This window comes from Verruconatronum alginivorum (assembly GCF_056590205.1).
Window position 1 is genome coordinate 1224031 of record NZ_JBWPVQ010000001.1, and the last position, 15542, is coordinate 1239572.

Annotated in this window: 15 protein-coding genes and 1 pseudogene; 3 read left to right on the forward strand and 13 right to left on the reverse strand. The window is 56.1% G+C overall.

Annotation, left to right across the window (positions count from 1 at the left end; genetic code table 11):
* Position 1: 1 nt before the first annotated feature.
* The 13 genes and pseudogenes from ACWUI2_RS04215 to ACWUI2_RS04275 all read right to left on the reverse strand — a co-directional run bounded on the left by ACWUI2_RS04215 (position 2) and on the right by ACWUI2_RS04275 (position 11562).
* Positions 2-1174, reverse strand: coding sequence for a polysaccharide pyruvyl transferase family protein (locus tag ACWUI2_RS04215; RefSeq protein WP_486981616.1), 1173 nt, complete (start codon positions 1172-1174; stop codon positions 2-4).
* Between the two features lie 23 nt (positions 1175-1197).
* Positions 1198-2751, reverse strand: a complete 1554-nt coding sequence (locus tag ACWUI2_RS04220; protein ID WP_486981617.1) for a lipopolysaccharide biosynthesis protein — start codon at positions 2749-2751, stop codon at positions 1198-1200.
* A 303-nt stretch (positions 2752-3054) separates the two neighbouring features.
* On the reverse strand, positions 3055-3858 hold the full coding sequence (locus tag ACWUI2_RS04225) for an alpha-1,2-fucosyltransferase (RefSeq protein WP_486981618.1): 804 nt from the start codon (positions 3856-3858) through the stop codon (positions 3055-3057).
* 379 nt (positions 3859-4237) lie between these two features.
* On the reverse strand, positions 4238-4519 hold the full coding sequence (locus tag ACWUI2_RS04230) for a DUF2442 domain-containing protein (RefSeq protein ID WP_486981619.1): 282 nt from the start codon (positions 4517-4519) through the stop codon (positions 4238-4240).
* Between the two features lie 4 nt (positions 4520-4523).
* Positions 4524-4793: a DUF4160 domain-containing protein gene (locus tag ACWUI2_RS04235; RefSeq protein ID WP_486981620.1), complete on the reverse strand. Its 270-nt coding sequence runs from the start codon at positions 4791-4793 to the stop codon at positions 4524-4526.
* A gap of 436 nt (positions 4794-5229) precedes the next feature.
* Positions 5230-5445, reverse strand: coding sequence for a type II toxin-antitoxin system HicB family antitoxin (locus tag ACWUI2_RS04240; RefSeq protein WP_486981621.1), 216 nt, complete (start codon positions 5443-5445; stop codon positions 5230-5232).
* A 327-nt stretch (positions 5446-5772) separates the two neighbouring features.
* Entirely contained in the window at positions 5773-5997 is a 225-nt protein-coding gene (locus ACWUI2_RS04245) for a type II toxin-antitoxin system Phd/YefM family antitoxin (RefSeq protein WP_486981622.1), read from the reverse strand.
* Positions 5998-6002: 5 nt separating this feature from the next.
* Positions 6003-6209 carry a type II toxin-antitoxin system RelE family toxin gene (locus ACWUI2_RS04250; protein WP_486985039.1) on the reverse strand — a complete coding sequence of 69 codons (207 nt, stop codon included), beginning with the start codon at positions 6207-6209 and terminating at the stop codon, positions 6003-6005.
* Positions 6210-6612: 403 nt separating this feature from the next.
* Complete coding sequence (locus ACWUI2_RS04255) at positions 6613-7053, reverse strand: GbsR/MarR family transcriptional regulator (protein ID WP_486981623.1); 441 nt, start codon at positions 7051-7053, stop codon at positions 6613-6615.
* A gap of 957 nt (positions 7054-8010) precedes the next feature.
* Positions 8011-8100, reverse strand: a pseudogene (locus ACWUI2_RS04260) (phosphotransferase); the annotation flags it as partial.
* 4 nt (positions 8101-8104) lie between these two features.
* A complete protein-coding gene (locus tag ACWUI2_RS04265; protein WP_486981624.1) occupies positions 8105-9616 on the reverse strand; it encodes a nucleotide sugar dehydrogenase in 1512 nt (503 codons plus the stop codon).
* Positions 9617-10096: 480 nt separating this feature from the next.
* Positions 10097-11047 (reverse strand): GDP-mannose 4,6-dehydratase, encoded by a 951-nt coding sequence (locus ACWUI2_RS04270; protein ID WP_486981625.1) that lies wholly within the window; start codon positions 11045-11047, stop codon positions 10097-10099.
* A 41-nt stretch (positions 11048-11088) separates the two neighbouring features.
* Positions 11089-11562, reverse strand: coding sequence for a NanQ anomerase/TabA/YiaL family protein (locus ACWUI2_RS04275; protein ID WP_486981626.1), 474 nt, complete (start codon positions 11560-11562; stop codon positions 11089-11091).
* Positions 11563-11974: 412 nt separating this feature from the next.
* Here ACWUI2_RS04275 and ACWUI2_RS04280 point away from each other — a divergent pair, with 412 nt between their 5' ends.
* The 3 genes from ACWUI2_RS04280 to ACWUI2_RS04290 all read left to right on the forward strand — a co-directional run bounded on the left by ACWUI2_RS04280 (position 11975) and on the right by ACWUI2_RS04290 (position 15363).
* Positions 11975-12592 (forward strand): hypothetical protein, encoded by a 618-nt coding sequence (locus tag ACWUI2_RS04280; protein ID WP_486981627.1) that lies wholly within the window; start codon positions 11975-11977, stop codon positions 12590-12592.
* Between the two features lie 235 nt (positions 12593-12827).
* Positions 12828-13733: a 3'(2'),5'-bisphosphate nucleotidase CysQ family protein gene (locus ACWUI2_RS04285; RefSeq protein WP_486981628.1), complete on the forward strand. Its 906-nt coding sequence runs from the start codon at positions 12828-12830 to the stop codon at positions 13731-13733.
* Positions 13734-13854: 121 nt separating this feature from the next.
* Entirely contained in the window at positions 13855-15363 is a 1509-nt protein-coding gene (locus ACWUI2_RS04290; protein WP_486981629.1) for an O-antigen ligase family protein, read from the forward strand.
* Positions 15364-15542: the final 179 nt, after the last annotated feature.

Genomic DNA, 15542 nt, shown 5'->3' on the forward strand with positions numbered 1-15542 from the left:
CTCACAGCACGGCTGACGGTGGAGTCGCTTCCTTCCGTTTACGATTAGGTTGAGGTCCGACGGTTGTTGCGATGTAGTTTTCAAAAGTCGTCAAAAAGCTATTGGATACCGTTTTAAACGACCCATTGGCATCAGACTTCCACTTTTCGAAAACCAAATCCACTGGGACTGAACGACGAAGATCGCCGCGAAGGGACAAGTCCCTTCTTCCAAACCGCCAACATAAATCAAAAATCTTGCTTCGATATGGCTGATACCTTCGGCCGTAGGAATCCATGGAAGCGAGCGGAACGGAATTAGCGAACGCACAAACAGTAGGGTGAAAGCGATTGCAGAGAATCCCACTTGCGTGACGAATCCATTGATACCACTCCAATGGATCCAGGGGATGACGGATGATGCGATCGTATGGCCCTTCGAGTTCATGTTCGGGCAACGGCAGACTCACTAACCTCAGGCCCTGTTCATTACTTCGTATTCGCATCTTCTCCACCCACTCGACCGGCGGCTTCCATTTGGTAGAAATCAAAACGTAATCCTCCAGCATTGGGCGCTCATTTAAAATCGCCGGTTCAACTTGCGCCAATACGTGATTCAGAGCAAAAACGGGATCTGAACAAAAATGTGCCCGGTTCAACGGTGTCCCTGCCGCAATTGCATTTATCTTGGTGTAAGCGTCGCGAAAGCTGATAAAATCAAACGACGCCAGTGCCTTCCGGATCCCTTTCCGAACTTCTGTCGACTGGAGCAGGAAATTTGTCCCCATGGAACTTAGAGCCAAACCGATCAACTTTGGTTTCGACGAAAGTTGATTTGTCCACTGCAGCCAGTAAGGATTGGGGAAAACGGTGGAGCCGACTTTCGAAAACCTCAAAACCGCATCGCTTCCGAGGATGATCGCATCGAATTGGCGGCTGTTGCAGTAATCGATTAAATCCGAATCTCCCGTCAACACCGGACTGGTGGTCAGCCGGTCGCGCACAAAAGCCTCGTGCGCCTCCAATTGCGCGGGGGGAATCCTGCCATTCCCGTATTCCTCGTCCAGGAGCGGATTGCGGTAGTTGAGGATCTCGGCCTCGTGCCCCGCCAGCTTCAAATAATTGAGGGTGGCCAGCGCCTGAAGGTTCGCCCCGAAATTAGGGACGTAATGGTAGGTTAAAATTCCAATTCGCATAAAGTAGAAGAAGGTTCACGGACCTACGCCCGTTTCAAAACGCGCCGGGTCAACGCTGAAAACACTTGCCGGCTTTCCAGCCGGCTTTGGGTCGAGACCAGCAACAGAATTCCCGCGTAGACAGCCGCAAATAGAAGACCACCGGCCGCGAAGGTTTCCCACTGCAGAATTGCCCAATCAATGGTAAGCCAATGGGAGAAAAGGAGGGTGACAAAAATCCCGACGCCCGCCGTCTTCATGGCCTCCCCCCCCAGAACCGCCATGTCCGCGCGGGTGAATCCAGCCAGCTTTGCGCAGGACCAGGGAAGATACCAGGCATTCAACAAGATGTATCCAAAAACTGGAGCCAAAGCCGCTCCCAACAGGCCAAACTGGTAGATTCCGATCAATAGAAGTGGAAAGGTGATCAGGGCCTGGGTGCCATTCAACAACCCCACGCCTTTGATATCGCCCATGGCCACACAAAGCGCCGCCAGCAGGGCACTCATGGTCGAAGCAAAAAGAAGCAGACAAAGCAGCCCCGAGATGACCGGCCCGGCAAACAGCTCCGGCCCCACCCACAACCCGACAAATGTTTCGTTGAAGGTCAGAAACCCAAACACGGCCAGGCCGACCCCCCATAGATTGATACGGAGGAGACGCGTCAGAATCGAGCGCAGCTTGGCTCGATCTCCCTCCCCCGTCAGGTGCGACACCGCCGGACTGATGGCGTTGCCCGGCCGGACCAAAATCGTCTCGGCGACACTCATGGCCCTTTTGGTCAGCACAAAAACCGGAACCAGTTCCGGTCCGAGAAACCGGGCAATCAAGAAGGCGTCGACCTGCCGGCTCAGGGTGCGGCCAAAATGCCCTATCCCGGTGAAGGAGAAGAGTCCCAGCATCTCCCGGAGCCGGGAACCATCCCACCGCAGGGCAATTCCCTCCGCGCGCAGCCTCCAGAGAAGATACCCCAATGCTCCCACAAAGTTGACCAGCCCACGGAAAACCAAGCCCCAGGCCAGAGCATACAATCCCCACCCCATAAGGAGGAGAACCAGGGTCACCAACAGGGAGCCGATATTGGCCGCCAGCGTGATCACCCCCATGGCGATGCTCGATTGCATGGCGCGGGCGGTGGCGCTCAATGCGTAGCTCAAAAAGGTGAAGGCGGTCCCGAGCGCCGCCAGCAGGAACGCCTCGCGCAGGATCCCCGCCAAGGCGGGATCGGCGAGATTCACCCATCCCGGAAGAAACGAGGCGATCCCCCAGGCCACCACCATCACCAGAAAACTGGCCATTGCCGTGAACACCATCCCCGCGTTGGCATACGCGATCAATCCGGCGTTATCCTGGCGCCCGTAAGCATGCGCGCACCGCTGCATTACCACCGTGGATATGCCCGGGTCGACCAGCGTGATCCACAACAGCACGTTGCCCGTCGCCAGCCAGGCGCCATAGAGCTCCACCGGAAGGTAGAGCAGGTACAGCGGCACCATCACGATGCCGGAAACAATAGCGTATCCAACCGTGGTGTAGGAAAAAACCAGATTCCAGAGCGTCTGTTTTTTCCGGCTGCGTTTGCGCGGGAATTGGCTCACTTGAAGAGGAGGCCCGAGGCGCTGGTCGCAAGATGCCTCTCGCGGACAGCCGGGCTCAGAAAAACAAGAGTGTGCGAACCTGAACCTGAGCAGGACCCGGCCGTTCGCCCACAGCAAGCGGGAAATGGCTACGTGGTCCCAGCTGAACTTGAAGCCGTCGAAATGGACCTCCCGGCGCTTCTCCGAACAGTAGGCGCGCAAGCGCATAGGCCAAGGCCGGTGCCCGGGGTTTGAGAAATTTGCTGACCAACTTCTTTAACATCGTTCGCAACGAAGTGCCCACCAAAGGGTTTCTTCGGCCCCTCAGGCCGGCAATCGGATCCATTCCTCCGGCATCAAATCGCGGTTTCGAATCCATTTCCATTTCCGGGGCTCCGGGTAAAAGACCACCTTTCCCGGGTGCGCTCCCAGCCAGGCGGCCCACCAGCTGTAGGTGCTGATTCCGGTGACAAAATGATCGCACCGGCGCATCAGCTCGAATTCCCGATGGGCGGAGGCGTTCCCAAGAACATCGGAGGCGAGCCTCACCTCACCCAAGCGGGTCAGGTGCCCGCGACACCAGGCGGGATCATCGGAGAACACAACCGGCAGCACCTTCGCGCCCAGTTTTGTCTGGAGCGTGGCAATGGCCTCCGCGTAATAGTTAAGATCTAGGGACGTGGCCCGCGCCCCTTCCGCGTTGCTGCGGAGGCGGCGCACGTGCATGGCCACCGTCGGCCGGCCCGCCTCCAGCCAGGGGATTGTTTCCGGCCTATCATCCGCCTCGCTCTCCCGCAGGACCAGTTCCTCCCGCAACACTCCGGCGCAATCGGCAAAATATTTCCAACTCTCCCAATGCCCATCCAGGTAAATATCGCGGCTGCCGTCGATTGCCTCCAGGCTGGGGTCGTATGATAATCCGCATCGTTCGTAAAAAAAAACCCGCTTCGCATGAGACTGGCATTTTCCGATCCATCGACTCGCGATTCGGCGGGGCGTTCCAAGCCCGCACGCGTATGATTCGAAATCGCTAGCCGAAGTGCCTTGAATGCTGAATCGATCCAGTTCGAATGTCCTTCCAAAGAGCCCCTTTCGAAACCCGGACCACCTGTCGAATCTTAGCTCCATTCCGGTGCGCAGAGCAATGGCCCTTCCAGCCGCATATTGAAATAGCTGGTTTCCCAAGCCACCCTTAAAGCGAACTATGACTTTAGACCTCAAAGGCAGGGAGAAAAATATTTAACCGCAGATGAGCACGGATTGACGCAGATGGGATTCTGGGGCTCGGGAAGGATTAACCGCGAAGGGCGCAAAGGTGGGAGAAGGGAGGAGAGGAAGAGAACGTTCAACTTCCAACGTTCAACGCTCAACGTTCAAAGGGGAGAGGAGAGGGAGAATGGTTTAACCACGGAAGGAAAGGCATAACGACACGGAAAGTTTGGTTTGAATTAGTGTAAATTAGTGGTTCGAAATCTTGTGCCTGAGCCATACCGATGCGGGCGGGGCTTCATGCCGACCGAAGCTGATCTCGCAGAGCACCAGCGACTTCATCCCAACGATAAATGGTATCCGGATCAAAGTCGGCCCCATTCGGCCATGCGATGGTGCCAACAGAGCGATCGAGATAGGCTTTGGAAAACATTTCCTCATCTCTCAACTCTCCGAAAAACGGCCCGATCAGAACTGGCTCAAAGTCAATCGTCCGGATCACACCATCGGCAAAACGAAGTTCAACCTCGTACCGTCCCAATAAGCGAATAGCCTCAACTCTAATAAATTTGTGTTTCATCGTCTTAACGAAGCGGCGCGATCGGATCTGGCCGCTCTCCCTTCTGTAACAGATCCCAGTCGTTCATCAACTCCAACTGATGAATTTCGGCCCACGCCTCTACCATGCGACGCTGTTTATTCGGCAAACTTCCCTCGATCTGATCAACGGGGTCTATGGAAAATACGGCGAAGGCATCTTGGTAATACGCATGGAAATGCGGCTTATGGTGGGGGACCCCGAGTTCCATATACATCCGGATAATGATTCCAAAGAAACGGCTCAGTTCAGGCATGGAAGAAGAATTTAACCGCAGATGGGCGCAGATTGACGCAGATGGGATTCTGGGGCTCGGGAAGGATTAACCGCGAAGGGCGCAAAGGTGGGAGAAGGGAGGAGAGGAAGAGAACGTTCAACTTCCAACGTTCAACGCTCAACGTTCAAAGACGCCAGAGGAAGTAAAACTAAGAACAATGAACCATGAACCAAGAACACGCAAAGCGCTTATCCACGGAAGGAAAGGCATAAGACACGGAAGGGGGACGCTCTGTAGGGAATTTTTCTCAAAGATTCGACGCGGTTGGAACCAAGAACCAAGAACTACGAACCAGCAACAGCCGAAGGCCCCTTCATCGCTACGGAAGATTCGTGTGAATTAGTGTTTATTAGTGGTTAAAAATGACAGTGCCTGAGTCTCTTCTGCGCGATCTTTGTGTCCTTTGCGGTTAAGGTCAGGCGTATTTCAGCCGCCCGCGCGGTTGCGGGATTTCCCGCCCAAGCTCACGCGCTGTACTGATCCACTCCTGAATGACGACTTCGGCATTAACGACAGCTTCGGCATAGGTCTGGCCGTCCGCCATACAACCTGGGAGTTCCGGGACGTCGACGACAAAGGCTTGGTCGTCATCGCTCCAAAAAATAATCAATTCGTATTTTAGTTGGCTCATTATTGACGGTCGAGAATGAATTTAACCGCAAAGGGCGCGAAGGACGCGAAGGTGGGAGAAAGGGAGCGGAGGGAAGAGGAAGAAAACGTTCAACTTCCCACGTTCAACGTTCAACGCTCAACTTTCAAAGACGCCAGAGGAAGTAAAACTAAGAACAATGAACCATGAACCAAGAACACGCAAAGCGCCTATCCACGGAAGGAAAGGCATAAGACACGGAAGAGGCTTTGTAGCGAATTTTTTCAAAGATTCGATGCGGTTGGAACCAAGAACCAGCAACAGCCGAAGGCCCCTTCATCGCTACGGAAGATTCGTGTGAATTAGTGTTTATTCGTGGTTTTGAGGGTAATTTCCAGGATCCTCCGAAACCATTCGTCGGGCCTGATCCAGGGAGATGGTTTCCTCACCTTCGGCTTCAGCTTTGGCGTTCCTAAGTTCACGGAGGTCCTCGTAATCTTCAAGGAATCCCTGAATGGTTACAAATTCGTTGTATGGAAGGACTACAAACTCCTTTTTCCCCTCTTTTTCGATGACTTGCGGATGAAGCTTCATATTTCCTAGCGGTAGGATTCTCTGCGGTGAAGAATACGGTAAACGACGACCCGAGTTCCCTCAACTTCGAAAAGCACTCGGTAAGTTCCAACGCGAAGGCGGTATTCAGGAGAAAAATTTGTGAGCCGTTTCACATCCCCGGCCAGATCATTCTCAAGAGCCCCAAGACCGGCGAGTAACCGCTGCCGATCCCCTGCGGAAATTCTGCGCAGGTCTTTTTATGCCAGCCGCTTTAGCTCAACAGAATACTGCATTATCAACGTTCAGCGATCAGAAGAGGAGGGATTTTTCAACCACTAATGGACACTAATTCACACTAATGGGGAGAAAAGGGGGAGATTGGAGAATGAGAGAGGAGCGGAAGAAAACGTTCAACTTCCAACGCTCAACTTCCAACTTCCAAAGCGGAGGAAGAATGGTTTAACCACGGAAGGAAAGGCATAAGACACGGAAAGGGCTCTGTAGCGAGTTTCTCTCAAAGATTCGACGTGCTGGAACCAAGAACCAAGAACCACGAACCAACAACAGCCGAAGGCCCCTTCATCGCTACGGAAGATTAGTGTGAATTAGTGTTTATTAGTGGTTTAAAAGACAGTGCCCAAGCCTATTCGTGGTTCAGACGAATTTCATCAGGAAGGGAAGGAGGCGGTCGCTGAGGCGGTGGAGGCGGGAGAGACGTTTGATCTTGGAGGCGAGGTCCTTCTGGTCGGCGTCGTCGCCGAGGGCGGCGAGGAGGCCTTCCATCCGGCCGATCCGGTCGCGGCCGCTTTCGAGATGGGGACGGATTTCTTCCTGGACGAAGCCGTTGAAGACTTTGCGCAACTCCTGCTCGGCGACGAAATAGTCGCGACGGGTGCCGGGCAAATACGTGGTCCGGACCGCCCGAAAGGCCCGGAGTTGCTTCAACCCCTGGCTGACCGATCCGGTGCTGATCTTCAACCGGTTGACAATGTCCTCCATCGAAAGCGGCACCGGGCTCAGGTAAAGCAGTCCGTAGATCTCCCCGATCGAGCGGGGCTGTCCGAGGAGCTGGGCGGCGCGCACGAAGAATTCCATCACCTCGAGCTCGAGCTCGACGCGGGTGGAAGGCGAAACTGGAAGTGAGTTATGAATGAGGAATGTGGGATTTAACCGCGGATGGAGACGGATGGCTGGGGCACTGGTTTTTTAACCGCAGATGGGCGCAGATTAACGCAGATGAAGAGCTAGGGAACTGCTGGGAGGGACAGAATGGGCGGTGGCTCGGGAAGAAGAGGTTATCCGCAAAGGGCGCGAAGGGGGGAAAGTAAAGAAGGAAGAGAACGTTCAACTTCCAACGCGGAGAAGAGAATGGTCCAACCAATCAGGAGGATTAGTGTTTATTAGTGGTTAAAAATTCTGTGCCTGAGTTCGCCTACTTCGGCATTCGACACTCGCAATTCGACATTTTCGTACGGGCTTCGCCCCGTCACTTCCCCTCTTGGGTGAAGATTCGAGGCACTCAGGCTTTCACTGAGATCACGATCAGGGAGCTTTTGTTCATTTGTTTCAATAAAAAATGAAAGAAAACTGAAAATTGTTGGGGAACGGGAAGAAAATTGAACCGCAGATGGGCGCGGATTTGGCCGCAAATGGGGAGCTGGAGGAAACGGGTGACTGGGGCTCGGGAATGATTTAACCGCGAAGGGCGCAAAGGGCGCGAAGGCGGGAGAAGGAAGAGAACGTTCAACCTTCAACGCTCAACTTTCAAAGACGCCAGAGGAAGTAAAACTAAGAACAATGAACCATGAACCAAGAACACGCAAAGCGCCTATCCACGGAAATAAAGGCATAAGACACGGAAAGGGAGGAAGTTGCTGGGTATTGGATGCTGGATTCCGTAGCGATGAAGCCACGCCTTCATCGAAATTCCCGGATCAATAGGCTGACTCTAACGCCGTCGAATCTTCGAAAAAGATTCGCTACACCAGCACCCAGCATCCCGCACCTAGGATCCCAGCATTCCGGCATCCAGCATTCCGGCATCCAGCATTCCGGCATCCAGCATCCGGCATCCAGCATCCGGCATCCGGCATCCGGCATCCAGCATCCGGCATCCGGCATCCAGCACCCAGCATCCAGTATCCCGTCAGGCTTTGACGACGGTTCCTTTGGCGGGGCCGGCGGTGGCCATGGCGTTGCGGGTGTCGACGATGCAGGGAGCCCATTGGGCGAGTTGACCGAAGTCGATCGCGGCGTGGGCGGTGCTGATCAGAACACAGTCGAAGCCGGAGATCGTTGCTTCGTCCCAGGCGACCGATTGGGTTCCGGCCCAATGGCCGTGCTCGCGGGTGGGACGGATCACCGGGACATGCGGGTCGTAGTAGGCGACTTCGGCGCCGCGGGCTTTCAGCAGGTCGAGCAGAACGTAGCTGGGGGACTCGCGGTCGTCGTCGACGTTCGGTTTGTAGGCGAGGCCGACGATGAGGATCCGGGAGCCGTTGATCGATTTGCGGTTGAGGTTGAGGGCTTCGGAGACGCGGGTGACGACGTAGTTCGGCATGGCGGTGTTGATCTCGCCGGCGAGTTCGATGAAGCGGGTGTGCTGGTCGAATTCGCGCGCCTTCCAGGTGAGATAGAACGGATCGATCGGGATGCAATGGCCGCCGAGGCCGGGTCCGGGATAAAACGGCATGAATCCGAACGGCTTGGTGGCGGCGGCGTCGATCACTTCCCAGACGTCGATGTTCATTTTCTCGAAAACCATCTTCAGCTCGTTGACCAAGGCGATGTTGACGGAGCGGAAGATGTTTTCGGTCAGTTTGGTCGCCTCGGCCACCCGGCAGGAACTGACCGGATGGACCTTGTCGATCGCTTTGGAGTAGAGCGCGACGCAGCGTTCGAGGCAGGCGGGGGTGAGGCCGCCCATCACCTTGGGGATGGTTTTCACCGAATGGTCCTTGCGGCCGGGATCTTCCCGTTCCGGAGAAAAAGCGAGATGGAAATCGACCCCGGCTTTGAGTCCGGACCCGCTTTCGAGGACCGCCCGCAGATCCTCGTCGGTAGTGCCAGGGTAGGTGGTCGATTCGAGCACGACGAGCTTACGCTTCGCGTGTTCCTGGTTCGAAGCCTGAGGCTGTTCCTGGTTCGTGGTTCCTGGTTCCTGGTTTCTGGATTCTGGTTCCTGGATTCTGGATTCTGGTTCTTCTGAACGTTGAACGTTTTCCCCTTCCCCCTCACCTGTCTCTGAACGTTGAACGTTGAACGTTGAACGTTGAACGTTTTCCCCTTCCCCCTCTCCCTCACCTTCCCCCAGATACGGGGCGATGGAGCGGCCGGTGTCGAGGACGTAAGAGAGGTCGGGTTCGCGGTATTTGTTGAGGGGGGTCGGGACGCAGATGATGACGGCTTCGACTTCGCGGATGCGGGAGAAATCGGTGGAGGCGGCGAAGACTCCGGCTTCGACCCGGTCAGCGATCTCGGCGCCGTCGATGTGTTTGATGTAGCTCTTGCCGGCGTGGATGGCGTCGACTTTGGTTTGGTCGACGTCGAGGCCAAGGACGTTTACCCCGGAGCGGGCGAACTGGAGGGAGAGCGGGAGGCCGACGTAGCCGAGGCCGATGATGGCGATCTTGCCGTGGGAATTGGTTGGTTGGGTCATACGGAAAGGTAAAAGTGTTTGAAGGGTCAGTCTTTGCGGCTCGGACGCGCTTTGGCGAATAAAAAAGAGAGGGGAACCGCGGAGCGGAGGCTCGGGAAGGAAGAGATTAACCGCAGATGGGCGCAGATTGACGCGGATGGGGAGCTGAGGCTCGGGAAGGAGAGGTTAACCACAGATGGGCGCCGATGAACGCAGATGGGGAGCTGAGGCTCGGGAAGGCAAAGGGCGCGAAGGACGCGAAGGTGTGAGAAAGGGAGCGGAGGGAAGAGGAAGAAAACGTTCAACTTCCAACGTTCAACGTTCAACGCTCAACTTTCAAAGACGCCAGAGGAAGTAAAACTAAGAACAATGAACCATGAACCAAGAATACGCAAAAAATCCAGTGCCCAAGTGCTTATCTTTGTGCCCTTTGCGCTCTTTGCGGGTTCAACTCACCGTGCCGAAGACTCTCCATTCGTGTGAATTCGTGTCCATTCGTGGTTAAATCGACTTTTTTTGGTACCAGTCGACGAACTTATTGATTCCTTCGCGGAATTGGACTTTCGGGGAGTAGCCGAGGAGGCGACGGGCTTTATCGATGTCGGCCCAGGTGCGGGGGACGTCGCCGGGTTGGTCGGGCTGGCGGTCGAGGCGGGCTTTCGTGCCGAGAGCTTCTTCGATGGCGGCGACCATTTCGGCGAGAGTTACGGTGGCGTCGTTGCCGAGGTTGATCACCTCGTAAGGGGTCTCCCGGTAATGGATCGCCCCGAGGATGCCGTCCACGGTGTCAGTGACAAACGTGTAATCGCGGCTGGTGGAGCCGTCGCCGAAGAATGGAAGCGATTTGCCTTCCGAGATCAGGCGGGTGAATTTGTGGATCGCGAGGTCGGGGCGCTGACGGGGACCATACACGGTGAAAAAACGGAGGCCGACGAACCGGATTTTATAGAGATGGCTGTAGACATGGCCAAGCAACTCCCCGCTGACTTTCGTGCTGGCGTAGGGACTGATTGGCTGCAGGACCCGGTCGTTTTCGCTCCAGGGAACGTTTGGGTTGACCCCGTAAACACTGGAGGAGCTGGCGAAAACGAACTGAGGAGTCCCCCACTCCCGGGCCAGTTCGAGGAGGTTTTGGGTGCCCCGGACATTGGTCTCCTGGTAGGCGATCGGGTCTTCGATCGAGGGACGAACCCCCGCCTTGGCCGCGAGGTGGACGATGCAGTCGTAGCCGCCCGGGAGGGTTGCCCGGAGATCGTTTAGATCCCGAATGTCGGCCTGGAGGAAGGTGTAGCCGGGGTGGCGCCGGTGCCCGGCGATGTTCGCCTCTTTGATGTCGGCCGGGTAAAACGGGTCGAAATTGTCGAGCACGGTCACGGAGACGCCGTCGTCCAATAGCCGTTCGACCAAATGGCTTCCGATGAAGCCGGCACCTCCTGTGACAAGAATGTTCATAGGGATGATTTAACCACTAATAGACACGAATGAACACGAATTTAGCTTCCGAGCCTGATCTTCACCACCAGTTTGCGGACAGACGGGTGGTGTCCGTCCTGGACGCGGGGGCGGTGGGCGTCTTCAGGATAGAAGATGGCGAAGTCACCGGGACGCATCAGGAGGGAGGTGTATCCGGCGGAAGATTCGTCGACAGTGTAGAATTGGAGATCCTTATCGGCGTCGAAAGGGCCGTCGGGGGTTAGGCGGGAGGCCCATTCGATTTCAATCCGTTCGCCTCCTTCGATGCAATATTGGATGTCGAGGTAGTCGCGGTGGCTCTCAAACCGGCATTGGGCGGCTGGAAGGGTGTCGTAACCGTGGACGTTGACGTAGATCTCTTTCCCCTGGAGCTCGTAAATGCCGGGAGCCTGGTCGTCGGGCATCGACCGGATCCAGGAAAAAGCCGTGCGGAACGACTCGTCGCGAATGAGAGCTTCGTAGGAAGCGGGAAGGTGTAAGTTGCCGAAAAACATGGTAGTTCGAGATCGATTGAATTAACGCGGATGGGGCGAAAGCGATCAATGTTAAATGTTCGATTGGGCGTTTGTAGCGTTTGTAGCGATGAAGCCACGCCTTCATCGAATCCGATGCTGATGCTCGGGAAGAATCGAACCGCAGATGGGCACAGATGGGCACAGATGGGATGCTGGATGCTGATGCTCGGGAAAATTTAACCGCAAAGAGCGCAAAGATTTGTAGCGATGAAGCCACGCCTTCATCGATTTTGCCCGGAGCAATGGGCCGAATCTTCGGGGAAGATTCGCTACGGCTTAGGCCACTGGTCGAATCTTCGGGGAAGATTCGCTACTTTCCAAATTTCTAATTTCCGAATGAATTGTATTGCCGGGCGGGTTTGGAGATTCTTTAAAGGCACAACACACCCACATGGAATCTTCGCTCATCCTCCATTGGCCGGCGCTCGCCGGAGCCCTTGTCCTGCTCGGCTTTCCCCCATGGCTCTGGTTGAGCCGACGGCAAAAGCGGCATCTCGCCGACCGGCCAAGCGCCGGGGAGTTCAACCTGTGGAGGGGCGTCCAGGCATGGCAAAACTGGGTCGATCTGGTCCGGGGATACGCCGGCGCTTTTCTGCTGGTGCAGCACTCCTTCGAGGTGCCGGAAGGCTCCGGGACCGAGATGCAACGGCTCGGATGGATTTTGGGGATATTGCTGGCTACCTTGCTGATCCAGACAATCGGCCGCCATAAATCGAAGACCTATTTTCTGGCCCCGGTTTTCCTTCTGTGGGGAATCACGCTGGTGATCGCCGGTCCATTTCTCGCGCTTTACGGGATCGTGGCCAGCGTGGCGGTGGCGAGCGTTGCCACGAATCTGGAGTGGAAGCTGCCGATCATGGCGGTGGTGGTCGGGGTCGCCGGATACTTCCTGTCCGGAATTCAATTCCTGGTCATCATCAACGCGATCGCGATCCTCTTCCCCTTGATCGTGACTTTCTGCGGCCGCGGACGAATGGTCTTCGTGATGCGAGCCGAAAAACGGGCGTGACCTGAGGCTCGGGAAGAAGAGGTTGACCGCAGATGGGCGCAGATTAGCGCAATGGGGAGCTGAGGAACCGGTTTTTTGACCACGGAAAGAAAGGCAAAAGACACGGAAGGATTAGTGTGAATTAGTGTTTATTAGTGGTTAAAGACTCCCGATTCGTGTGAATGAGTGTTGATTCATGGTTAACCGACTTTTTCCTCTTTCATCATTCATCATTCCTCATTCATAATTTTCTTCCGTGTTGTTACTCGATCAGATTCAAGCCATCGCCCATGCGGCGGGAACGGAAGCGATGCGATTTTACGGACAGTCGGTTCCGGTCGATTACAAGGCGGACGATTCTCCGCTGACGGCGGCCGACCGGGCGGCCCATCGACTGATTTGCGACCGGCTGCGGGAATTGACGCCGGAGATCCCTGTTTTGTCGGAGGAATCGGATCCGGCGGAGGTCGCCGACCGGCGCCAATGGAAGAAGTTCTGGCTGGTCGATCCGCTCGACGGCACCAAGGAATTCATCAAGCAAACCGGCGAATTCACCGTGAATATCGCCCTGATCGTCTACGGCCGTCCGGAGCTCGGGGTGATCCATGCCCCCGCGACCGGCCTGACTTATCTGGCGGAAAAATCATCGGGGGCTTTTAAACAGGAGCGGGGCGGCGGCCGTCAGCCGATTCGGGTGCGGAAGGCGGACGGGCGGGGTTTGAGGAAGAGCAATGCCCAACGTTCAACTTCCAACTTCCAACGTTCAGAGGATAACCAGGAACCAGGAACCAAGGACCAGGAACAGCCGGAGGCTATCAACCAGGAACAGCCGGAGGCTACCCGCGAAGCGCTCATCATTGTCGCCAGCCGGGATCACGCGGGACCGTTGGTGGCGAAATTGTTCGAGCGGTTCCCGGAGGCGGAGACCCGGAGCATGGGTAGTTCGCTGAAGTTCTGCCTGGTGGCGGAAGGGGCGGCCGATCTTTATCTCCGGGATGTGCCGACGATGGAATGGGACACCGGGGCCGCCCAATGCATCCTGGAATGCGCCGGCGGAGAAGTCCGGGAACTGCACGGACCGGTTCTGGCATACAACAAGGAAAACTTGCGGAATCCTTCGATCATCGCCATCGGCGACCCGGCGACCTTGGCTCTGGTGTGAACCTTAATGTGAAACAGGCATTGCTGCCTGTTTTCCCACAGACAGAAATGTCCGTGCCAGCGGGGGGCGTTTTAGCCGACACTTGCGTTCCGAAGGAAATTCGTTACCTGCTGGTTTGGATATGAAACCCGAGCCGAATGTCGCCGGTGGGTCGTCACGGACCGCGCCTCCTTCGCCGCCGATCCATTGGAGTGAAAAGGCGGTGCTGATCCTGCTGTCCGTTCACCTCGCTTTTTTGCCGTGGGCTTTCGGCGCGATGGAGCTTTGGGCGCAGCAAGTGAGTCTCGCTCTGGCTGGAGCGGCCTTTCTGACCGCCGTTTTGCTCAATCCGCCGAGCACCCGGATCATCCCGAAAATTCCGGCTTGGAAAAAGCTGCTCCGGTCACCCTCGGTCTGGATCGGATGCGGACTCCTGGGTTACATCACCGTGCAGGCACTCAATCCGGCCTACGAACAAATCGAACTCCTCGACGAATTGTGGTTGATGCCGGTGGATCACATCCGCTGGCTGCCGTCGGGAATGGCTACGCCGCTGGAAGAAATGAGCCCCTACCGCCATTTGATGATATTCGGGTCGGCCTTTCTGACGATCTGGACGATCGGATTGTTCATTGAACGGACCCAGTCGATCCGGATTTTGGTCGGGGCGTTGGCGCTCAACGGGGTGGCGCTGGCGGCGCTGGCCTTCGCCCAACTTTTCACCGGGGCGGAGCAAATCTTCTGGCGGTTCGACTCTCCCACGGGGAATTTCTTCGCCTCGTTCATTTACCGGAATCACGCCGCTTCTTATTTGAACCTGGTCCTGGCACTCTCGACGGGGCTTTATTTTTACTTCCGGGAGCGATCCTGGCGATTGAACGAGCGGGCCGGGGATATGAGTCCGGTCTTCTTCTTCACGTCGACGGTGATTTTCACCGCCGTGTTGTTTTCCGGATCGCGGGGTGGAGTGATCGTCGCCGGGATGATCCTGGTGGCGGCGATTCTTTATACTCTTTTCCAAGCCTGGCGGTGGAACCGGTTGCGGGAGGGGTCGGTGATCTCGTTCATTTTCCTCGGGTTGTTGGTCTTTTTCGCCTCGGTGTTTACGGCGGTGATTGGTCCGGAACGAATCGTCGACCGGTTCAAACATTTCGCGGAGGACGACGGAGGAGGATCGGTTCGGGCACGGGTAATGGCGACGCAGGCGACCGCCGATATGTTCCGGGACAATTGGTTCTGGGGTTGGGGCGCCGGGAGTTTCGAATACGCTTTTCCCGAATACCAGGCGAATTACCCGGAGATCTATTACCGGGAACGCCAGCGCCGCCGGCAGACCATCCGGACCTATTTCGTCTGGGATTACGCCCACAACGACTGGATTCAATATCCGGCGGAATATGGAGTCGCTGGAATGAGCTTTTTCGTGGCCGGACTGGCTTTGTGGGGGGTCGGTCTCTGGCGTAGCCGGGCGATCCGGCATCCCATTTCAGTTTGGGCGACGGTCGGGATGCTGCTCACCCTCGGCCATGCGTTCGGTGATTTCGTGCTGCAGAATCCTGCGACAATCATTACCGCCGGTGCGGCGGTGGCCCTCGGCCTGCAGAATTCTCGACTCGAAAGCGGCCGGAGGAAGCGAAGGGAGTCGGCGTAGCGAGAAAGGAGCAAGGAGAGAGGAGAAAAACTTTCAACGTCCAACGTCCAACGTTTAACGTTCAGAGGGACGAGAGGTTAACCGCAGATAGGCGCAGATTGGCGCAGATGAAGAGCTAAGGAACTGGTTTTTTGACCACGGAAAGAAAGGCATAAAACACGGAAGATTAGTGTGAATTA